The organism is Neobacillus massiliamazoniensis (assembly GCF_001048695.1).
GTDB classification, from domain to species: domain Bacteria; phylum Bacillota; class Bacilli; order Bacillales; family Cytobacillaceae; genus Neobacillus; species Neobacillus massiliamazoniensis.
Map to the genome: position 1 here is coordinate 38,169 of NZ_CVRB01000004.1, position 20,095 is coordinate 58,263.

Consider the following 20,095-nt stretch of genomic DNA (forward strand, 5'->3'; position numbering starts at 1 on the left):
AATGTTATTATAGGTTAATATTAGTTTTACAAACAAATATAATAGGACCATTTATTATTATACCCAGTAATCTATTTACTTTCAAGTCTCCTCTAAATCATACTACGCCTCTAAGGCGTTTTTTTTATTCCATTCATAATTTCTTCAAAATTCCCATATGATAAACTATCTTTCGATTTTAAACACTTTCATAATAGTTAACTTAAAAATATTTTATACATTAAATAAAAAAAGAATTGACAATACGTGACATTCAAAATATAATTTATCTTGAATTAAGTTATTTAGAATTAGAGATAAACGATTTCGAAATAAAAATTGGAGGAGAAAAAAATGACAAAAGCAATTTGGGCTCTCGATGCTGTACACAGTAGTGTTGATTTTTCTGTTCGTCATATGATGATTGCAAATGTGAAAGGAACATTTAACAGCTTTAACGCAACGATTGAAGCAGATCCTACAGATTTAACAACGGCAAACATTGAATTTTCTGTTGAAACCTCAAGTGTTGATACTCGTAACAAGGATCGTGACGGTCATTTAGTTTCAGCAGATTTCTTTGATGCAGAAAATTACCCAACCATGACTTTCAAAGCGACCAGCTTTGAAAAAACAGATGATGGTGAATATAATGTTTCTGGTGATTTTACGCTTCATGGAATTACCAAACAAGAAACCTTCACTGTTACCTTTGAAGGACAAGGAAAAGATCCATGGGGAAATGAAAAAGTAGGTTTCAGTGCAGAAGGATCTATCAACCGTTCTGATTATGGCCTAGTTTGGAATGCAGCCCTTGAAACTGGCGGCGTTCTTGTTGGCGATAAAGTAAAAATCAGCCTGCAAATTCAAGCAGCTAAAGCATAAGATAAGCGAAAGCGCCTTGGTCAGCCCCTACAAGCATAAGACGCTCCCAAAACGAAGGCGCTTTTTGCCTTCATTTTGGGAGTGGCTTATGTCCTCGAGGGGCTAGAAACTTACGTTTTTCAACGTGCGAAGTATCCCTTTCGAAGCTTACTCTTATGGAGCTGGACAATTCTCAAAGTTAAATTTTTTACTTTCTAATCTTTTTTATGAAAACTCGCAATTAAGAAAAAGAAACTGACAAATACATTTGATACCGGATAAAAGACCGATCTCGGTCTTTTTTCTATTTCTCCTTATTGACCAATGATTACTCTAGTCCCATTTGGAATAATACTAGCAAGATCGAGAACATCTCTGTTGTACATTCTTACACACCCATGGGAAACAGCCTTTCCGATTGAAGAAGGATCATTGGTCCCGTGTATTCCATAGCCCTGTTTTGACAATGAAAGCCACAAAACTCCGTATGGACCGCCAGGATTCATTTGCCGATTTACGATCACATATTCACCAGTAGGGGTATGAGTCAGCATCTTTCCCACAGCAATCGGGTAAATTTTCATTAGTTTTCCATTTTGGTATAATGCAAGCCTTCTTTTCCTTATTGATATTTGAACGGAAAATGGTATTGTGTTCGACTCAGGTAATCCAGGAATTTGAATCCGTTGCCCTACATATAAATGACTGACTCCTGGGTTTGCAGCATAAAGCCTTTGTAAGCTAACACGGTAATCTGCAGAAATGGTGGCGAGAGTTTCTCCCTGCTTTACAATGTGAATCATGGTTTCCCACCTTTTTCTTTACATTTTCATTATGAATCAAGGCTCTTCAACTATGCTTTCAAAAGTCTCGGCCAATCATTAGATCCATAGACTAATCAAAGCGAAACAATGGTTCCATATCTTCACGAATATGGTGAATATAAAAATAATCATTGCTCTTTGGATCATAGACATAATCTTTTTTCCATTCTTCAATGTTCATAGCAATCTCTTCGACAGCCCTTACAAATAAAAGAATTTCCTCATCGGTCATGATGGGGTGTAAAGAAAAACGAACCCATCCGGGTTTTACTGACAAGTCTCCCTGATCAATTTTTTTCGTTATCTGTTTTGAGGCTTCTTTATTAAGCTTAAATAAATAATGGCCGTAAGTTCCCGCACAAGAGCAGCCACCTCGGACTTGAAACCCAAATCGATCATTTAGCAGGCGTACAATCAAGTTATAATGCACCTTATCAATAGAGAAGGATACAATTCCTAGTCTGTTCTTTACTTGACCCTCAAAAATATGAACAGTAGGAATTTTTTCAAGATGAGTTAAAAGTAATGCTAGCAGTTGTTTTTCTCTTCTTACGATCTTTTCTACCCCCATTTGATTTTTCAGATTTAAGCATAACGCGGTTCGAATGGCCTGGAGAATCCCTGGTGTTCCCCCATCTTCTCTCAGCTCAATATCGGGATAAAAATGGTGTTCTCCCCACGGATTAGTCCATAAAACGGTACCGCCACCAGGGTGGTCAGGCACTTTATTTTTATACAGCCTTGAGTCAAAGACCATTACACCGCTAGACCCAGGTCCTCCTAAAAACTTATGGGGAGAGAAAAAGATTGCATCAAGCTTTTCCATTGGGTTGCTCGGGTGCATATCAATTGTTATATAGGGAGCAGATGCAGCAAAATCAACCAAACAAATACCGCCATGTTCGTGTAAAATTTTAGCTAATTGGTGAAAAGATGTTTGAATTCCTGTAACATTAGAACATGCTGAAAAGGAACCGATTTTAAGTGGACGATCTTTATATTTTTGAAGAAGCGACTTTAATTCCTTCACATCCACTTGCCCGTTTACGTCAGGGTTTATAATGACGATATCTGCAATGGTTTCTATCCAGTTCGTTTGATTAGAATGATGTTCCATATGCGTTAAGAACACAACTGGTCGAGCTTCTTCCGGAATTTTTATATAGGGCTTAATTTTCTCTGGAATTCGAATTCCTAACATTCGCTGAAATTTATTCATGACGGATGTCATTCCAAAGCCATCAAGGATGACAACGTCATGTTCATCAGCATTTACGTGTTCCTTGATAATTTTTTTCGATTGTTTATATATGCCGGTCATCATTAAACTGGTTATATTCGATTCTGTATGGGTATTGGCCATATAGGGTCCGAAAACCTCAGATATTTTCTGTTCAATCGGACGATATAATCTTCCGCTTGCGGTCCAGTCTGCATAAATAATTTTCTTTATCCCATAGGGTGAGGCAAATTGTTGGTTCATTCCAATAACTTGGGAACGAAACGGTTGAAAATACTCTTCAAGAGAGTCGAACCTTTTATAAACCTTGCTGCCAATTTTTGCGGTAATCAATGTCTCACTCCCCCCACACAATCCTGCTAATCAATATATGCAAAGGAATTCAATGCGGGCCCAAATAATAAGAAACAAAATGATTTAATAAGCACATTCCTAGATGAAATTTTGTTATTTCCACAGAAAAAGCAACCTAAACTGGAAGTGGTTTAGATTGCTTTTGGTTCATCCGTTACTCATTTTCATAATTTGTTAATAAATTCTTCATTAGCTTTTCAAAATGATGGTTTATTATAAAAATGGAAATAAAAAGTTGTTCGAGCTTACATACTCTGGCTTTGAATTCAAGTATATTGGATTTATGGCTATGATGATAAGCTTGGGCAACGTCAAAACCACTACTTACTTTACATTTACTTTATTCGCAAACTCTTCAAGGGTAGTTGAATAATTTACATAAATCCTCGGTAAGAGATAAAGTTCATCCTTCATCCCCACATTTGAATAAGGTTTTGGAATAGTAGTTAATCCAAACAAATAGTAGTTTTTTGTCGCTTCTACTACCTTTACATTGAATTTTCCAAAAGGATAGGCAAGTGCTATAACTGGTTTTCCTGTAATTTGTTCAATTTTTTCTTTTGAATGTTTTAGTTCATATTGAATGCTTTTAAGTTTCGTTAAATCGGGGTGATTTGCAGTATGGGACTGGATCGAGATTATTCCGGATTCAGCCAGCATGATTAAATCTTCTTTGGATAATCGATCGGGGCGGACAATAAAGTCTGAAATGACAAAAAAAGTACCAGATGGTTTAAATTGCTCAGTTTGCAATTTCTTAAAGATATAAAAAGCATTTAGATTATTCTTGTATCCATCGTCAAACGTAATGAAGATTGGCTTTTTTACCTTGTTAATATCTTGCCATCTTTCAAAGGTTAATAATGTAAATCCATTGTCTCGTAAATACATCATTTGTTTTTCGAAATTTTCAGGCGTTACAAATAATTCTTTTTCACCCTGGCCTCTAAACTCATCAATGGAATGATAGAGCAAAATAGGGACCTTAAGCTGTGCGAAAGCCATTGTGGGAACCATTAAGAGTAATATGCAAAGGAATGAAGAAAATATTCTTTTCATAAAACACCTCATCAATGTCAGTTTCTCCTAATTATTCCTCTTAGCTATATTACTTATTACCAAGTCATTAGAGTCACTGAAATTTTTCTATTTAGACTGGATTTTCCCTTAACTCCTTGCCTTCTTCATTTCCAATGCACCTGACTTAATTTGGGTCAACCAATATTTTCTCATAGCAATGATAAGGGACTGACCGAAGTGGAAATTGAATCATTCCTCTAGCTTGATACCCAGCACGTTCATACATTTTTAAAGCTGCATGGTTTTCGCTATATACATCAAATCTTATGCTCGTGTATCCATTCCGCTGTGCATAGTCTTCGGCAAATTTGAGCAAATTCTTCCCATAACCTTTTCCTTGATGCTCCGGATGTACTGCTAGCCGATGAATGACTAGCGGTGTTCCCTTCACATCCTCCCACTTTAAAGCCTTGTATTTTTTACTTTGATTTGTATCTAATACAATTGCCCCTGTTAGCTGTTTGCCCTCATGCATTCCATAAAGATTTCCCTGTTTCAAATCGTTCTTAATAATAAAACGGTTAGGGTAATAACGATCCCATTGATAATTTCCTTTTTGCCGCAAATCAGCTGTAATATCCGAGTAAAATTCACGGACAGTTTTAAATTCTTCCATTCCAATAGAGAGAATTTCCACTTTCTACACCTCTACATAATTTTTTAAACCGACGGTCGGTATGTCTAATGCTGCTTTCCCCCCCCAAAGACGGGGATCAAGTTAGTGTTTTCATGATGATATTCAAGATATCTTTTTGGTCAATTTTATCCTCTTCCGTAGAGGATAAAATTTGTATCACACGCATCCCATAAGAAAAGGTCAATAACAAAGTCGACATCTTATTAGCATCAATCGAATTTGGAATGACTCCATGTTCCTGCCCCAATTTAATCCATTGTGCTCCAGTTTCCTTCGTATAATTTAAAATATCGTATAGAATTTTTTTTAATTTTTCATTATCCTGGCTCAATAAATAAATAAATATTAAATTACCACTATCATTTTTACTTTGCCGAGAAAAAAGAAATTGGCTGACCACACCAAAGGGGCCTTGGTTAGAGGTTTCTTCCTGTATTGATTTTACTATTGACTGTTGAAATTTTTCATTCATTTCTTCAATTTTTGATTTTAAAATAAACCCAAATAACTCATCCTTACTTTCAACATAATGATAAATTGCTCCTTTTGACAGCCCGGAACGTTCTATAATATCTTTTAAAGTGGTATTACGGCAGCCTTTTTCTAAGATTATTTCTTCGGTTGTCGTAAGGATGTGTTGAAAACTAGGATTGTCATAAATAGTTGAATTTTCCATAATAATACCTTCCTATTCTTCATTATCTAATAGTAGTTAAAATGTTCAAACGCTTTTTTGCATGTTTTCGATAAATGATAGTAAATAAAATGGCCACTCCCAATACACCATAAAAAATAAATTGTGAAATAGCTAAAAATCCAGTAATGGAAAGTTTATAAACCAGGACCGTTTTAATGATCGCTTCACCTAATAGGGCAATTCCCCATATCGCTGTCATCACCCGAATGACAAAGCGAAAATAAGGTAATTCCCAGTTCTTTGCGAATTTGCCTTGCATATCCTCCTTATCACTAGCACTAAATCGAATTCCAAAATAATAGATAAGTGGTTTAGCAACAAACAAAGAGCCGATAAAAATTAAACCTAATAACCCGGTAACCATTGATTCTCTTAACAAAATCAGCCTTTCGTCTCCACCAAGAAGAAATGCCAATAAACTAAAGACAAAACCAGTTAACATAAATAAACCAAAGGCATCTGCCTTTCTGTACATCAAAATATGATAAAGATTATCCCCCAATGGAATTAAAGTTGCCATTAATAATGACACAAAGCTTGAAAAATAGTTCAGGAGCAGATTGTAAACAAAAACGGGAATCACCCCATTAATTACAATACTTAAAACAATTCCTTGAATCAATTTCTTTTTTGATTTAAAATTCATTATCTCTTTCTCCCCTTTTCCATTTATTAACACTATCTTACAAACCGACCGTCGGTTTGTCAATATGGAAAATGGGATTTTCTCCAAAAAATTTTTATTTTCATGTTTGCTAATTAGGAAATGATAACAGTTCATATTTTGTTAAACTATGCTGCTCAAATTGCAAAAAATGTAGCTATTTTGTGATTTCCGTCTTGTTTTGATAGCTTTTGTCAACCGGCAGGAAAAAAGGATATGTTGTGGTGAATTACTATCAACAGATGGTTTATTTTGCAGATAGGATAGAAAGGATGAACTTCATGAAAACATATTCTATGAAAGAGGTCTCCCAAAAAATAAAAGTTCCTCCAGGAACAATCAAGCGATGGGAAAAAGAATTAGATGGTTTACTCGACATTCCCCGTTCGAAACAAGGAGCAAGGCTTTTTACAGAAACTGAGATTCAACTTTTAATAGAAATGAAAGAAATGCATGGAAAAAAAGTTAATAAAGAGGTGATTCGAAAGTCGTTTGGAAATAAACTTCACCAAGAACCTGATTCAAATACTTCTAAGCAAGAAACATCGCTACAGATCCTCTCTGAACAGATATCCCCAGTACCACCTGATGAAACAACAATAAAGAATGTAGATAACTTCTTGTCTGTATTGGATAGGTATAAACAAAATTTTTTCCATGAAATGAAAGAAGAAATAAGAAGTGTTGTTCGTACAGAAGTATTAGCGGAAGTAAAAAAGGAAATAAAAAATGGTGCATTAACAACGGTTAAAACCCTTTCAGATTCTATTTACAAATCGAATGCCAACACAAAATCAGAGTTTGAAGGGTTATCTAATAAAGTCGAACAAACAGTGGAACATACTGCCAACTCTTTAAAATTTCTTTCGAAAAGTATTAGTAAGGTTTCATTGGAAACAACAAAAGAAATCAGTAATCTTTCAAGACAGATTGCTGAAACATCAGAAGAGTTAGCGCAGTATGTTGATGTCACAAATAGCGAAATATACAATCTTACTGAAGCCTTATCTAAAGATCATGAATACTTTATCGAAGAGCGTGAACAATATCGCCACGAAATAAGGCAAAGAGAGGTTGCCTTTCAAAACATGTTATCCGGCTTTAGGGACGCAGCGGTTTCGAAAGGGAAAAAATGGTGGAAATTTTGGTATTAACAATGAGGAGGGAGTTCATATGAATTCAAGTGAAGTTGCAAATTTATTGGAAGTTTCTGTAAGTACAATCCAACGCTGGGTAAAACAGTTAAATTTGCCGATGAATCGCAATGAGCGCGGACATTATTCTTTTAATCAAGATGATATCGAGTTGTTGAAAAGGATTAAGGAACAAATTCAAAATGGAGCCCTTTTGCAGGATATCGCACCAATACAAGAGAAACAAACTCGAAAAGGGACAATTAAATCATTGGAAAACGAAAAAACGGTTGAAAAATTAGCCGAAAGGATTAGAGAGCTGGAATTAAACCTTAATACAAAAGCAGACTCAGTGGCTTCGTATCAGCTCCTCCAGCACCGTCGCGAAATAGAAGATTTGCAATGTCAAGTGAAGGAAATGACAAAACAACTTGAAACTGTTCAAAATCAATTACAAGAGTTGACTAGGCCTTCAAAAATGCAAGAGTCATTAATATTTGATCATGGAGATTTAAAAAGAAAAAAGAAAAATATCGTTCGTTCTATATTTGGGTTTTAAAACGAAAAGCGGAAGCGCCTTGGTCAGCCCCGACCAGCATAAGACGCTCCCAAACAGAAGGCGCTCTTTGCCTTCAGGTTGGGAGTGGCTTATGTCCTCGAGGGGCTAGGGGCTGGAGCTGGACAATTAAGAAAAGCAAAAGCGCCTATTAAATAGAGGGTGTCCCAAAAGTAACTTTTAGGGGCACCCTCTTTTTATTAATGGTCTGTTAAACTTGTCTGTTGATTTCCGCTCTAGTGGCGGTCCGGGGAGCCTCCTCGGCGCTACCCGCGCCTGCGGGGTCTCCCCGGACCCGTACTCCCGCAGAAGCCGAGCGCTTTCCGCTCCAATCAACTTAGCGGAAAAAATTATCATTTACTTTGTACATATAGTGGTGCCTGTCACCTTTTGGGACAGACTCATTCACTTTTCTCCAGAATATCCGTAATAATATTAATGTAGTTTTCCTTTAATTTATCCATCGTAATTGGAATTGAACCAGCCAAATCCTTAAGACAATCTTGGTCAAAGCGCAACCATGAATAATCTTTCCTTTTTAAAAAACTCTCCGCTTCTACATAGCTTTTAAACGAATAATCGAGTTTGATACCCTTATGAATAATACTATATGTACCATCATGATGTGGGCGAATATAAGAAACTTCTCCTTTGGAGTTTTGATAGCTTGTTCCATATGGAGCTTCTTTTAGATTCATTTCGTTACGGTCAGCATCTGGTTTTAACGGTGTTAAATCAAAAACACTTACAACGAATTTTTCAAATGCATCTTTTGTCATATCACATCCTGAAGCTTTTGGATGCCCTCCCCCACCAAAACTTTTAGCGTATTCAGCGACATCAACCTGGTCATGAATCGTTCGAAATCCCACTTTTTTTCCGCTTACATTTAGAAGAGCAATCAGATCTAAATGCGGATACATTTTATTTAAGGCGTTTCCCAGCTCTGATAAATGTTGTTCTGCATGAACAATACCGATACAATAATCATCGATAACGGCTTGTATAATTTGCCTGCCCTTAGAGTGGATATAGCGGTCGATTTTCTTTTCCTCTGTATCCAACAGCATATTTTCTATTTCTGTCAGAAAAAAATGATTTGGATGTTCGGAAACTCGCTTTAGCATATCTTCTTCAAATTTTTCACGGTTGAGAATATAAAATAAATCATTCAGTCGTTTCGCATCGACATTATTCAGCTCTTCCCATTCCCATGTATCATATTGGCGAACTAATTCAATAAATTCTTCAAGAGCGTTATTTTCTTTGATCAATCCTTCTTCTTTTAAATAATCATAAAATAAAGAAGTAGCGCATGTCTTTTTCCCTGTTTCATATTCCGGCTTAACTGAAGCCCATTCATAATCATTGAAATGTAAAGCTGTAACATGATGATCAATCATTCGGACATGTTTTCCCTCTAGAAATCGCTTAGCAAGTTTTTTCTCAACTAATTCATTTACCGCTAAGTCCGTAATATACACTTCTTCATCATGATGACTCGGATTTTCAATAAAGTTTTCCACCCGCTGATTTAAATTTCGATAAGAACAATACGCTATATCAGCCTTATCTCCAAAAGCAATTTTCGCAATAAGTCCGCAACCGAGTCCATCCAAGTCGATGTCAGTAAAAAGTTTAACCATAGCTTACCACCATTTCTGATAATTTCCTCATCAATTATACTTACTTTTAAGGGTTGATATTATACTAGCTTTTAAATACCGAAAATGTTCACTCTAATTTTGAGTAATCCTTCTTAAGTCTTGGTACTGAAGTCTATAAAAGGATAAAATCGTTCAGCAAGTACAGAATAACTACTGATCCTAATGGAAAGGAGGGCAATTAGAATGACCAATCGTAATGATAATCGCGAACGAAAGAGTAAATATCCTAACAATAAGAAACAAGATACAGAATTCTCAAAAGAAGCAAATATTCGCAGTGAAATAACCAAAAAGGGTTCACAAAAATAATTCTTTTCCATAAATCTCCGCTTGGATAGGTCTAACTAAGCGGAGACGTTTCTCTATATTTTATAAAATCCCTTCTTTAATCCAAGGTAACAGAACCAAAGCGCTTGGGCAAAGAAAAAGGTACCCCAAACCTGAACTGGGATTATTCCGGTTAATTGAGCTAGGTTGAAAGCATCCCCTGCAGATTTAGGCTGCATAAAACTAATATACATTATTTCATAAGCACTTTTTACAGAATCGACTAGTAAAACAGATGAAATCAATAGTAATAAATGATTCCTGAAAGATTGACTTCCTTTAATAAGTAAATATAGAAATACTAATCCAAAGGAAACTAGCCAAAATAATCCGTATAGATTCCTTACCCAAAATATGAGATTCATTGCTATAAATCCTAATAATATATCAATTAAAACTGTCTGTTTCTTTTTCCAAATAAACCAAAAGGAAAGAAACGCCATAAAAGATGAAAATACATACCCTGCCAAACAGGTGAAAAAGCTGCCAATCCAGGTTGACTGATTACTATATGTAACGCCCTCTGAATTCATAAAAAGCGAGATGGTTTTGACATTACCGCCTAATAAAGAAATGAATGCATGACCGGATTCGTGGATAAGTGTATTAATTATCGATATATAGTTTCCTATAATTGGAATTTGAATCAAAATAAATGCTAACACGAGAAAAAGGAAAAATTTTGCACTTAATTTATCTCTAACAAATTTCAAAATCATTCTCCTCTTTATTAAAATAATTTTCTAACTGTAATTAATTTAACATTTTTGTTATCGAGCATAAATTTCAATCCCTTAATAAAACAAAAAAGCTAGTTATAACGCCCTAGCTTTTTTTCATATGCTGCTAAATTATTTTAATTTTTCGGAAGGATCACGGTAATAACAGTTCCTTCCCCTTTTTCACTTTCAATATTTATTCTACCATGATGAAGGTCAACAATCGATTTTACAATCGATAAACCTAAGCCTGTACCTTCAATCGAGCGTTCTCTTGATATATCCGCTCGGTAAAAACGGTCGAATATCCTCTCAAGCTCATCTTTTCCGATACCTATCCCTGTGTCCTTAAAGATGACATTAATTTGGTTATCAGCATCTGTTAGCTCAATTTCAATCTTTCCACTCTCACGATTATATTTAATGGCATTTGTCAGAAGATTTTCCCAAACGGAATAAAGCAAGGAAGAATCTCCTTTCAAGACTACCATTTCCGGGAGAGAATAACTTACCATAATTCCTTTATCAAACATCCTCCATTGGTACTGGTGAATAACCGTTCTTAACTGTTCGACAATATTCACCTGATTCACTTCCATTAAGTCCTTTTTACTTTCAATCGAAGAAAGGAGTAATAGCTGCTTTGTCATATTGGAAAGCCGATTTACCTCAGAGTGAACAACTTGAATATACTGCTGGTTTTCCTCTTCATTTACTCGATTATTTTCAAGTAGATTCAAATAGCCCTTTATATTCGTAAGAGGTGATTGAATATCGTGAGAAATATTTGAGATTAATTCTTTCCTTAAAGCATCTACCTTTGCTAATTTTTTTGCCATGTTCGTAAAACTAATTGCTAGCTGACCCAGCTCATCTTTTCGAGTGATGTCAAGCTTAATCGAATAGTTTCCTTCCGATATTTCCTTCGTTGCAGTATTCAGTTTTCTAATAGGATGGACTAAATATTTCGTACTAATAAGAACCAATAAAATGCTGAACAAAATCGCTAATACAACTAGCCAGCCAGAAAGTATATGCATCTCATTAAACATGAGTTCAATATCTGGTCTGATAAACAACGCATATTTCTCGTTTTGGTACTGTAATGGAACACCCACTGTATTTTTTAATTCATTGGCAAAAAAGCCAGTGACGAAGGTTTTGTGGGGAAAATCCCGAATACCGTGATAAACTTTGCCATCGATTACTTCATTAACTGCTCCTACGGGTAAGCTCTTATCTCTAAAATTCGAACCAAAATATTGCTTTTTACCATCTTTATTTACCAATAAGATTTGGTAACCAATCGCACCAATGTGATTAAAATAATCAGGTAAGCTAATCAATGGGTGCTTACTTGCAAAATCAGCCATGTCCATAGCAAAGCGGGTTATTTTCGCATCATTATGCTGTTTTAACTTTACTTGATAGTAGGTATTCGACACGATAAAAGAAAAAAGCCCGCTAAAAATCATGATATTAATAGTAATAAAGGCGAATTTATAATACAGGGATTTCATTTTCATTAGTTGACCTCCAGAGAATAACCTACTCCTCGGATTGTTTTAATTGTAATATCCTCATCAATACCAGCAAACCGTTCTCTTAATCGTTTGATATGGACATCAACAGTCCGTTCATCTCCTTCAAAATCAAGCCCCCATATTTTTTCAATTAAGTGAGCACGGCTAAAAACTTGATTTGGATGAGAAGCAAGGAAGGATAGAAGTTCAAATTCTTTTAATGGTAGCAAGTAGGTTTTGTCCTTGAATTTGACTTCATAACCCTTCTTATTTATGTAAAGGGAACCTAAGTTTATGTTTGTCTCACTCGATTTTCCAAATCTTCTTAGCAATGCGTTTACCCTAAAAATTAGCTCCTTCGACTCAAATGGTTTAATTAAATAATCGTCTGTACCTGATTCAAACCCCTTCTGTTTGTCTTCAATCTGACCTTTAGCCGTTAATAAAATAATGGGAAGATCATATTGTTTGCGGATTTCTTTAGTTAACAAATAACCATCCATTACAGGCATCATGATATCAACAATTGCTAAATCGCATACTTCCTTTTCCAAAATCCCAAGGGCTTCGCGACCATTTTCAGAGGTAAAGACCATAAAACCTTCCTTCATCAACAACCCCTTTACAAGATTCCGAATATTTACATCATCATCAACGACAACGATTTTTTTCATTTTAAACACCTGCTTATGTATTCATTTTGTACTTATAACAATAAATTTTTGATAAAAGGTCTGTCACTATTTTAAGTGGTTAATACACTTACACTATAAGCTTTTAACATTTTGTTTTCCAGTAAAAAAAAGGGAAGGATTATTAAGATTCCCTTTCCATTGAAAAAGCAGCCCCCATCATTAATGACTTGAGCTGCTTTTTATAAAAAACACCAATTATACTTTTGCGGTCACAAAAAATTCCTCATAAAGCGCTTGTACCGCTCTTTTTTCTTCAATTTCTTTAACACCAAACATCATACTGACCTCAGACGAGCCTTGATTTATCATTTCGATATTAACCTTTGCCTTTGCCAATGCCTTCGCAGCCCTTGCCATTGTCCCAACATTGCGTCGCATCCCTTCACCAACGACCATGATCAATGCTAATCCATGCTCGATTTTCACTACATCAGGATGTAATTCCGTTTCAATTCGGTGAATGATTTCATCTTCCATTTCCAAATCAAACTGGTTTTCTCTTAATATGACTGACAAATCATCAATACCTGAAGGTGTGTGTTCATAAGAAAGTCCAAAATCTTCAAAAATACTTAAAAGCTTGCGCCCAAAGCCAACTTCCCGGTTCATTAAGTATTTACTTACATAAATACTGCAAAAACCTTGATCACTTGCAATTCCAATTACAGGACCATTTGTATTGTCGCGTTCAAAAACAATTCTTGTCCCCTGAGCACTCGGGTTGTTCGTATTCTTGATGTGAACAGGTATGCCAGCATGGAATGCCGGAACTAGTGCTTCATCATGCAATACTGTAAATCCCGCATAGGAAAGCTCACGCATTTCCCGATATGTTAACTCCCTAATTTCCTTTGGTTTGTTAACAATTGTTGGATTGACAGAATAAACAGCATCAACATCAGTAAAATTCTCGTATAAGTCCACTCTCAACGCATTTGCAAGGATAGACCCGGTAATATCCGATCCGCTTCTTGAGAAAGTGACAACCTCCCCTTCCTTGCTATAGCCAAAGAACCCAGGAAAAATCAGGATTCCTGAACGGTCTTTTAGTGAAAATAATCTTTCATAGGATTCGGGTAATACTTGCGCATTTCCCGGCTCATTGCTAACAAGCAATCCTGCTTCCTTTGGATCAATATAGTGCGCCTCTACTCCTTGCTGTTGAAAGTAAGCGGCTACCAATTTGGCATTGTTATCTTCTCCACTTGCTTTTAGTAAATCCATAAATCGGTCAGGCTTACTTTTATCCTTTTCTAGTCTGTTCAATAAATCGGTTTGAATTTCACGAATAATTTCGTTCGGAAGAGATAATTCATTCGCAATAGAGGAATACCTTTCCATTATCAGATCGACTTTTTCAATTGGAATATTATGTACTAAGCATTGTTCAGCACATTCAATTAATAAATCGGTTACCTTCTCATCATCCGCAAATCTTTTTCCTGGGGCAGATACAACGACAACCTTCCGCTCTGGATCAGACATTACAATCTGAAATACCTTCTCGAGTTGTTTTCCGGATGCTAAAGAGGACCCCCCAAACTTAACAACCCTCATTCTAAGATCTCCTTTGCTTTAAAATATAATTTTAATTTTAACTCTATTCAGAAATTAATCAAGAAATTTTTCTGTTAGAAATAGACATTTGTTTTTTCAAAATAAAAAAACAGTGAAGATTATAACCATTCACTGTTTGTCAACGTAGGATTTCAATAAAATGAGAAAGTATCTTTGCTGTTAATCCCCAGATTACCTTATCGTTATACAAATAAAAATATTCATCCAAATTTCTAGTCCGCCAATGATAGTTCTTCCCACCAGCGATAAGATGGAATGGAAATTTCTCTTCAGGCTCAACCTTAAAACTAATCTGATAGATTTCTGGATCCGTCGTCAAAAAATAGTCCAAGGGAACCGTAAATATTTCTTTGACCTCCATAGGATTCAACTTGATGTTTTCTGGACTTGTGATTAATCCAACAAATGGATAGACGATCATTCCGAAGGGTGTAATCATAAAATCAAGCGGGAGAACCTCTGTAATTTCTTTTTTGCTAATACCCAACTCTTCAGTTGTTTCACGTATGGCAGCAGCTTGTTCATCCGCATCCGTAGATTCAATTTTCCCACCAGGAAAACAAATTTCACCTGGCTGCCTTCTTAATGAGAGGGAACGAACTTCAAAAAGGACATGAATCCCATCCTCTTTTTGGATCAACGGCAGCACGACAGCGTATTTAGAAGAATGTCTACTCCCCATAATAGTGGGGGTATGATTTATTAATTTGGACATAACTGCATCGATTTCCAAGATCTCACCTCAAATCATTTACACTAAATATAGATTACCATCAATATAGATCATTTTCACATGTCTGTTAAACTATGATGTTGATTTTCTAAATAAAATTGATATGCCTGCTAATTCACTAAGAAATTGAAAGATAAAATATTCAATGGCATCTACCCATGAACCCAATTGGCAACAATTCCGGGGCTTTTGTTCCTTTTTTCCATCAATAAGACCGGTTTAGGGCTTATAAACATTTACATTCCTAGTTTTTGAAAAATATATGATATTGGTTACGTAATTCATTTTACGTGACCGGTTTCGGGATAATCTCATGTTATCTGGCACTTATTTCTTTTTACGTGACCTGTCATTGGGGAAAACTCATGTTTTCGGGCACGTATTTCTTTTTACGTAACCGGTCTTATGGAAAATTCATGTCATTGGGCACGTATTTCTTTTTACGTGACCTGTCATTGGGAAATCTCATGTTTTCGGGCACGTATTTCTTTTTACGTGACCTGTCATTGGGAAATCTCATGTTTTCGGGCACGTATTTCTTTTTACGTGACCGCTCTCCGGGAAAATACATGTTTTCGGGCACGTATTTCTTTTTTACGTGACCGCTCTCCGGGAAAATCTCATGTTTTCGGGCACGTATTTCTTTTTACGTGACCGCTCTCCGGGAAATCTCATGTTTTCGGGCACATATTTCTTTTTACGTGACCGCTCTCAGGGAAATCTCATGTTTTCGGGCACGTATTTCTTTTTACGTGACCGCTCTCAGGGAAAACTCATGTTTTCGGGCACGTATTTCTTTTTACGCAACTGCTCTTGGGAAAACTCATGTTTTCGGGCACGTATTTCTTTTTACGTGACCGTCCTCGGGAAAAACGCTTGTTATCGGGTACATATTTATTATTGCGTGACCTGTCATTGGGAAATCTCATGTTTTCGGGCACGTATTTTTTTTACGTGACCGCTCTCCGGGAAATCTCATGTTTTCGGGCACGTATTTCTTTTTACGTGAACGCTCTCCGGGAAAATTTATGTTTTCGGGCACGTATTTCTTTTTACGTAACCGCTCTCGGAGAAAACACCTGAAATCGAGCACGTAAAATCCTTGTTGGCAACACTTTTGGATCTTTTATATCTATTTTTATAGCAAATAGCCCTATTTCATTAACCATATTAATAAAAAATGTAGTTTTCTCCTTAAAAAACAACAATGAAATTTAACATAGCTTTTCATATAACAAAACAACCCAGCCTCTACTGGCTGGATTGAGTTACTATTCCTTTGATTCAACCCAAGAATACATATAAGCGGGATCTTCTATTTCATTTATACCTTTTACAGCTAGCAGTGGATGGAAAGTATCAATCATGACTGCAAGTTCCAATGTTTCTTTTTTACCGATGCTTGCTTCTGTTTTTCCAGGATGGGGTCCATGAGGGATCCCACTAGGATGAAGGGTAATCGATCCTTCTTGTATTCCTTTCCGGCTCATAAAATTCCCTTCTACATAATAAAGGAGCTCATCACTATTCACATTGCTGTGATAATAGGGGGCCGGAATTGCTTCTGGATGGTAATCGTATAGTCGTGGAACAAATGAACAAACAACAAAATTATTCCCTTCAAATGTTTGATGGACGGGCGGAGGTTGATGTACCCTTCCGGTAATCGGTTCAAAGTCCCCAATATTTAACACCCATGGATATAGGTATCCATCCCACCCCACCACGTCAAATGGATGGTGTCCAAGGATATGCGAATGAAGAGCGCCACGCGATTTTGTCAACACCTCAAACTCACCTAGTTGATCAATGGAGACAAGCGTTTCAGGTCCACGAAAATCTCGCTCACAAAATGGACTGTGTTCTAATAACTGTCCGTATTCGTTCCGATAACGCCTTGGTGTCGTAATTTGGCTTAAGGACTCAACAAAAAGAATTTTTGTTTTCTCTTCTTCATTTGGAATAACACGATAAATCGTTCCAATTGGTATATTGATATAATCACCCGGATGATAAGAAAGTGTTCCAAACATTGTTTCAACTTTTCCTGACCCGTAATGGATAAATAGAAGTTCATCGCCATCACTGTTCCGATAATAGCTTTGCATTGGTTCGGTTACATTCGATGTCCCAATAAGCAAATCTTGATTGCCTAATATATATTCACGCGCTTTAAGAGCATCCCCTGTTTTCGAAAGTTTTGATGTATAAAAGTGACGATGCTTAAGTGGTGACTGTTCTTCAAATTCGGGTACATTCCTTCCAACTAATTCTGCTTTAACTACTTCAGTTGGCATGTAATGATGATATAGAATCGATCCAGTTCCGGAAAAACCCTTTGTTCCCATCACCTGTTCCCGATATAAGCCTCCATTACCTTTTTTAAACATCGTATGACGTTTGTGCGGAATTTTCCCCATTTGCCGATAATACATCCATTCACCTCATTTCTATTCGATTATATTATTTAAAACTCCTAAGTGATCGACCTCTAATTCAACCACATCTCCTGGTTCGAGCCAGCGGTGGACATCCTCCCCAAGCTCAAGAATACAACCCGTGCCGACGGTCCCCGAGCCCAAGATTTCACCTGGATAGAGGGTGACTCCTCTTGAAGCTCGTTCAATCATTTCTGCAAACGAATAATAAATATCCTTCATATTTCCTTCTGAAAGCAATACCCCATTTACTCTTGCTTTCATTGAAATATCATAGCCTTTTCCAGCTCTTAATGGTTCCAAATCTTCTTTTGTAACAATCCATGGCCCAATAGAAGTCGAAAAGTCTTTCCCTTTTGCCGGGCCAAGCCCAACCTTCATTTCTTTTTGCTGAAGGTCTCTTGCACTCCAATCGTTTAAAATGGTATAGCCAAAAATAAATTCATCTGCTTCTTCAGCACGAATATCCCTGCCTTCTTTTCCAATGATACAAGCAATCTCAAGTTCGTAATCAAGCCAATGACTGTCTTTTGGTTTAGGAATTATCTCTCCAGGCCCCTTTATAGCAAGATGGTTGGAAAAATAAAAAACAGGAATATCGTACCATTCTGGTATCATTTCAAGCCCCCGCATACCCCTGGCTGTTTTAACATGCTGCTCAAAGGCATAAAAGTCCCGAAAACTTCTTGGGAGCGGCAGTGGCGCTCTAAGTTGAATGGCATTTAGTTGGTAAATGCCCTTTTGTTCTCCCGAAACGAAGAAATAGTCTTCCGCTTTTTTCATGTATTCTTCATTTTTTTCAATAAAATCCAATAGTTTTTCTGGCAGCTCACCGCTAGATGCTTCATGGAGATCCACTACATAATCATTCTCCAATAAAACCCCAGCCCTTTCTTGCCCATTTTGTTTGATAAAGGTAACAAATTTCATTTTCTCACCCTGCTTTGATTTTCAACTATTCCCATTTTTAATCTGAATTTTTTACCGTTCGAAAAAAGGGAGAATCACCATCTCCCTTTTCTTTTGTTAGCCCTTTAAACTATCTGAAATTATTTATAAATTTCCGCGTCTTTCCTGTTCCCGTTCAATCGACTCAAATAATGCTTTAAAATTTCCTTCACCAAATCCACGTGCACCTTTTCGTTGAATAATCTCTACAAATAAAGTCGGGCGGTCAACAATTGGTTTCGTAAAAATTTGTAGTAAATATCCCTCATCATCGCGATCGACTAAAATATTTAGCTCGCGAAGCTTATCGATTTCTTCATCAATTTTGCCAATCCTCTCTAACAGAGATTCATAATAAGTGCCAGGAGTATTCAAGAATTCAACACCGTTCTTTTTCAAGGTTACTACCGTTGATACAATATCTTCGGTTAAAATGGCGAGATGCTGAACACCAGGACCATTGTAAAAATCTAAATATTCTTGGATTTGTGACTTTCTTTTCCCCTCGGCCGGTTCGTTAATTGGAAATTTGATTCGACCGCCATTGTGCATCACTTTGGACATTAAAGCCGAATACTCTGTTGTAATGTCTTGGTCTGTAAAATGCTTCATTTCTTTAAAGCCCATTACTTTGGAATAGTATTCAACCCATTCTTCCATGCTTTCAACATTACCGACTACATGATCGATGCCGATTAGACCAGCATCTTCGAATGGCAAAGATGTGATGTATGGATCGAAACCAGGTAAAAAGACACCTTGGTAATTTTTTCGTTCGATCAATGTATGGATCGTATCGCCATATGTGCCGAGAACGGCTTTTTTGACACTTCCATGGTCATCTTTTAGTTCAAATGGTGCCATATAAGCGATGGCACCTCTTTCAACAGCCTCAGAAAAGGCCTTGTCGACGTCATCTACCAAAAGGGCTACATCCTTGACTCCATCACCGTGCTTTTTAACAAACTGAGCAATTCTACTATCTTCTTTGTATGCCCCTGTCAAAACAAGCCGTATATTCCGCTGCTGAAGAACATAGGAAACAGACTCGCGATTACCTGTTTCAAGTCCTGAATAGGCTACAGGTTTAAATCCAAACGCCCTACAAAAAAAGTGGCAAGCCTGCTTCGCATTGCCTGAATAAATTTCAATATAATCAACATCTCTTACAGGAAAAAAGTCATCAACTAATTGATCTGCCGTTTGTCTTTGTTCCTTCATTTGAAAACCTCCAAATCGGAAAAATAGTAATTTTCAGAATAATTTTAAATGAAGTTGACTCGTTGTCTCAAGAATAGAAGGTAAAGCGACAACGCTTTTAGGCATTAAAGACTATTCTTTTTTTTCCTAAAAAAATTGCTTAGAAAAGCAGAAGAAACAGCCTAATACTGAGGCTGCTTCAATTAATATAGGCGGCTTAAGGGACGCTCATATCAGAT

19 protein-coding genes are annotated in these 20,095 nt (G+C 36.5%); 4 read left to right on the forward strand and 15 right to left on the reverse strand.

Going from position 1 to position 20,095, the window contains the following annotated elements; all coding sequences use genetic code 11:
- Positions 1-333: 333 nt before the first annotated feature.
- Positions 334-864, forward strand: a complete 531-nt coding sequence (locus BN1082_RS17980) for a YceI family protein (RefSeq protein WP_090636664.1) — start codon at positions 334-336, stop codon at positions 862-864.
- Positions 865-1,157: 293 nt separating this feature from the next.
- On the opposite strand, the gene BN1082_RS17985 is transcribed toward BN1082_RS17980, so the two are convergent.
- The 6 genes from BN1082_RS17985 to BN1082_RS18010 form a co-directional block, all read right to left on the reverse strand.
- Complete coding sequence (locus tag BN1082_RS17985; protein WP_090636666.1) at positions 1,158-1,646, reverse strand: L,D-transpeptidase family protein; 489 nt, start codon at positions 1,644-1,646, stop codon at positions 1,158-1,160.
- Positions 1,647-1,737: 91 nt separating this feature from the next.
- Positions 1,738-3,240, reverse strand: a complete 1,503-nt coding sequence (locus tag BN1082_RS17990; protein WP_176699863.1) for an aminotransferase class V-fold PLP-dependent enzyme — start codon at positions 3,238-3,240, stop codon at positions 1,738-1,740.
- 345 nt (positions 3,241-3,585) lie between these two features.
- Positions 3,586-4,320, reverse strand: coding sequence for a polysaccharide deacetylase family protein (locus tag BN1082_RS17995; protein ID WP_090636668.1), 735 nt, complete (start codon positions 4,318-4,320; stop codon positions 3,586-3,588).
- Between the two features lie 145 nt (positions 4,321-4,465).
- Entirely contained in the window at positions 4,466-4,957 is a 492-nt protein-coding gene (locus tag BN1082_RS18000) for a GNAT family N-acetyltransferase (protein WP_245640484.1), read from the reverse strand.
- A gap of 97 nt (positions 4,958-5,054) precedes the next feature.
- Positions 5,055-5,654, reverse strand: coding sequence for a TetR/AcrR family transcriptional regulator (locus BN1082_RS18005; RefSeq protein WP_090636673.1), 600 nt, complete (start codon positions 5,652-5,654; stop codon positions 5,055-5,057).
- 22 nt (positions 5,655-5,676) lie between these two features.
- The gene (locus BN1082_RS18010; RefSeq protein WP_090636675.1) at positions 5,677-6,321 is read right to left on the reverse strand and encodes a VC0807 family protein; all 645 of its coding nucleotides are present in this window, start codon (positions 6,319-6,321) and stop codon (positions 5,677-5,679) included.
- Between the two features lie 299 nt (positions 6,322-6,620).
- Between BN1082_RS18010 and BN1082_RS18015 the strand changes: the two genes are divergently transcribed.
- Positions 6,621-7,493, forward strand: a complete 873-nt coding sequence (locus BN1082_RS18015) for a MerR family transcriptional regulator (RefSeq protein WP_245640485.1) — start codon at positions 6,621-6,623, stop codon at positions 7,491-7,493.
- A gap of 19 nt (positions 7,494-7,512) precedes the next feature.
- On the forward strand, positions 7,513-8,031 hold the full coding sequence (locus BN1082_RS18020) for a MerR family transcriptional regulator (RefSeq protein WP_090636677.1): 519 nt from the start codon (positions 7,513-7,515) through the stop codon (positions 8,029-8,031).
- 398 nt (positions 8,032-8,429) lie between these two features.
- Here BN1082_RS18020 and BN1082_RS18025 read toward each other — a convergent pair whose 3' ends face one another.
- Positions 8,430-9,674: a DHH family phosphoesterase gene (locus tag BN1082_RS18025; protein ID WP_090636679.1), complete on the reverse strand. Its 1,245-nt coding sequence runs from the start codon at positions 9,672-9,674 to the stop codon at positions 8,430-8,432.
- A gap of 204 nt (positions 9,675-9,878) precedes the next feature.
- Between BN1082_RS18025 and BN1082_RS28600 the strand changes: the two genes are divergently transcribed.
- Positions 9,879-10,004 carry a hypothetical protein gene (locus tag BN1082_RS28600; protein ID WP_281177030.1) on the forward strand — a complete coding sequence of 42 codons (126 nt, stop codon included), beginning with the start codon at positions 9,879-9,881 and terminating at the stop codon, positions 10,002-10,004.
- Between the two features lie 53 nt (positions 10,005-10,057).
- On the opposite strand, the gene BN1082_RS18030 is transcribed toward BN1082_RS28600, so the two are convergent.
- From BN1082_RS18030 to hppD, 8 genes are all read right to left on the reverse strand, one after another.
- A complete protein-coding gene (locus tag BN1082_RS18030; RefSeq protein WP_245640486.1) occupies positions 10,058-10,741 on the reverse strand; it encodes a M50 family metallopeptidase in 684 nt (227 codons plus the stop codon).
- Positions 10,742-10,878: 137 nt separating this feature from the next.
- Complete coding sequence (locus BN1082_RS18035) at positions 10,879-12,267, reverse strand: sensor histidine kinase (RefSeq protein WP_342666662.1); 1,389 nt, start codon at positions 12,265-12,267, stop codon at positions 10,879-10,881.
- A complete protein-coding gene (locus BN1082_RS18040; RefSeq protein WP_090636683.1) occupies positions 12,267-12,938 on the reverse strand; it encodes a response regulator transcription factor in 672 nt (223 codons plus the stop codon). The genes BN1082_RS18035 and BN1082_RS18040 overlap by 1 nt, the downstream gene beginning before the upstream one ends.
- A gap of 216 nt (positions 12,939-13,154) precedes the next feature.
- A complete protein-coding gene (locus tag BN1082_RS18045) occupies positions 13,155-14,516 on the reverse strand; it encodes an aspartate kinase (protein WP_090636685.1) in 1,362 nt (453 codons plus the stop codon).
- Positions 14,517-14,655: 139 nt separating this feature from the next.
- Positions 14,656-15,270 carry an NUDIX hydrolase gene (locus BN1082_RS18050; RefSeq protein ID WP_090636688.1) on the reverse strand — a complete coding sequence of 205 codons (615 nt, stop codon included), beginning with the start codon at positions 15,268-15,270 and terminating at the stop codon, positions 14,656-14,658.
- A gap of 1,271 nt (positions 15,271-16,541) precedes the next feature.
- Complete coding sequence (locus BN1082_RS18055) at positions 16,542-17,705, reverse strand: homogentisate 1,2-dioxygenase (protein ID WP_090636689.1); 1,164 nt, start codon at positions 17,703-17,705, stop codon at positions 16,542-16,544.
- Positions 17,706-17,720: 15 nt separating this feature from the next.
- Complete coding sequence (locus tag BN1082_RS18060; protein WP_090636691.1) at positions 17,721-18,638, reverse strand: fumarylacetoacetate hydrolase family protein; 918 nt, start codon at positions 18,636-18,638, stop codon at positions 17,721-17,723.
- Between the two features lie 123 nt (positions 18,639-18,761).
- Positions 18,762-19,877 (reverse strand): 4-hydroxyphenylpyruvate dioxygenase, encoded by a 1,116-nt coding sequence (gene hppD, locus BN1082_RS18065; protein ID WP_090636693.1) that lies wholly within the window; start codon positions 19,875-19,877, stop codon positions 18,762-18,764.
- Positions 19,878-20,095 lie beyond the last annotated feature (218 nt).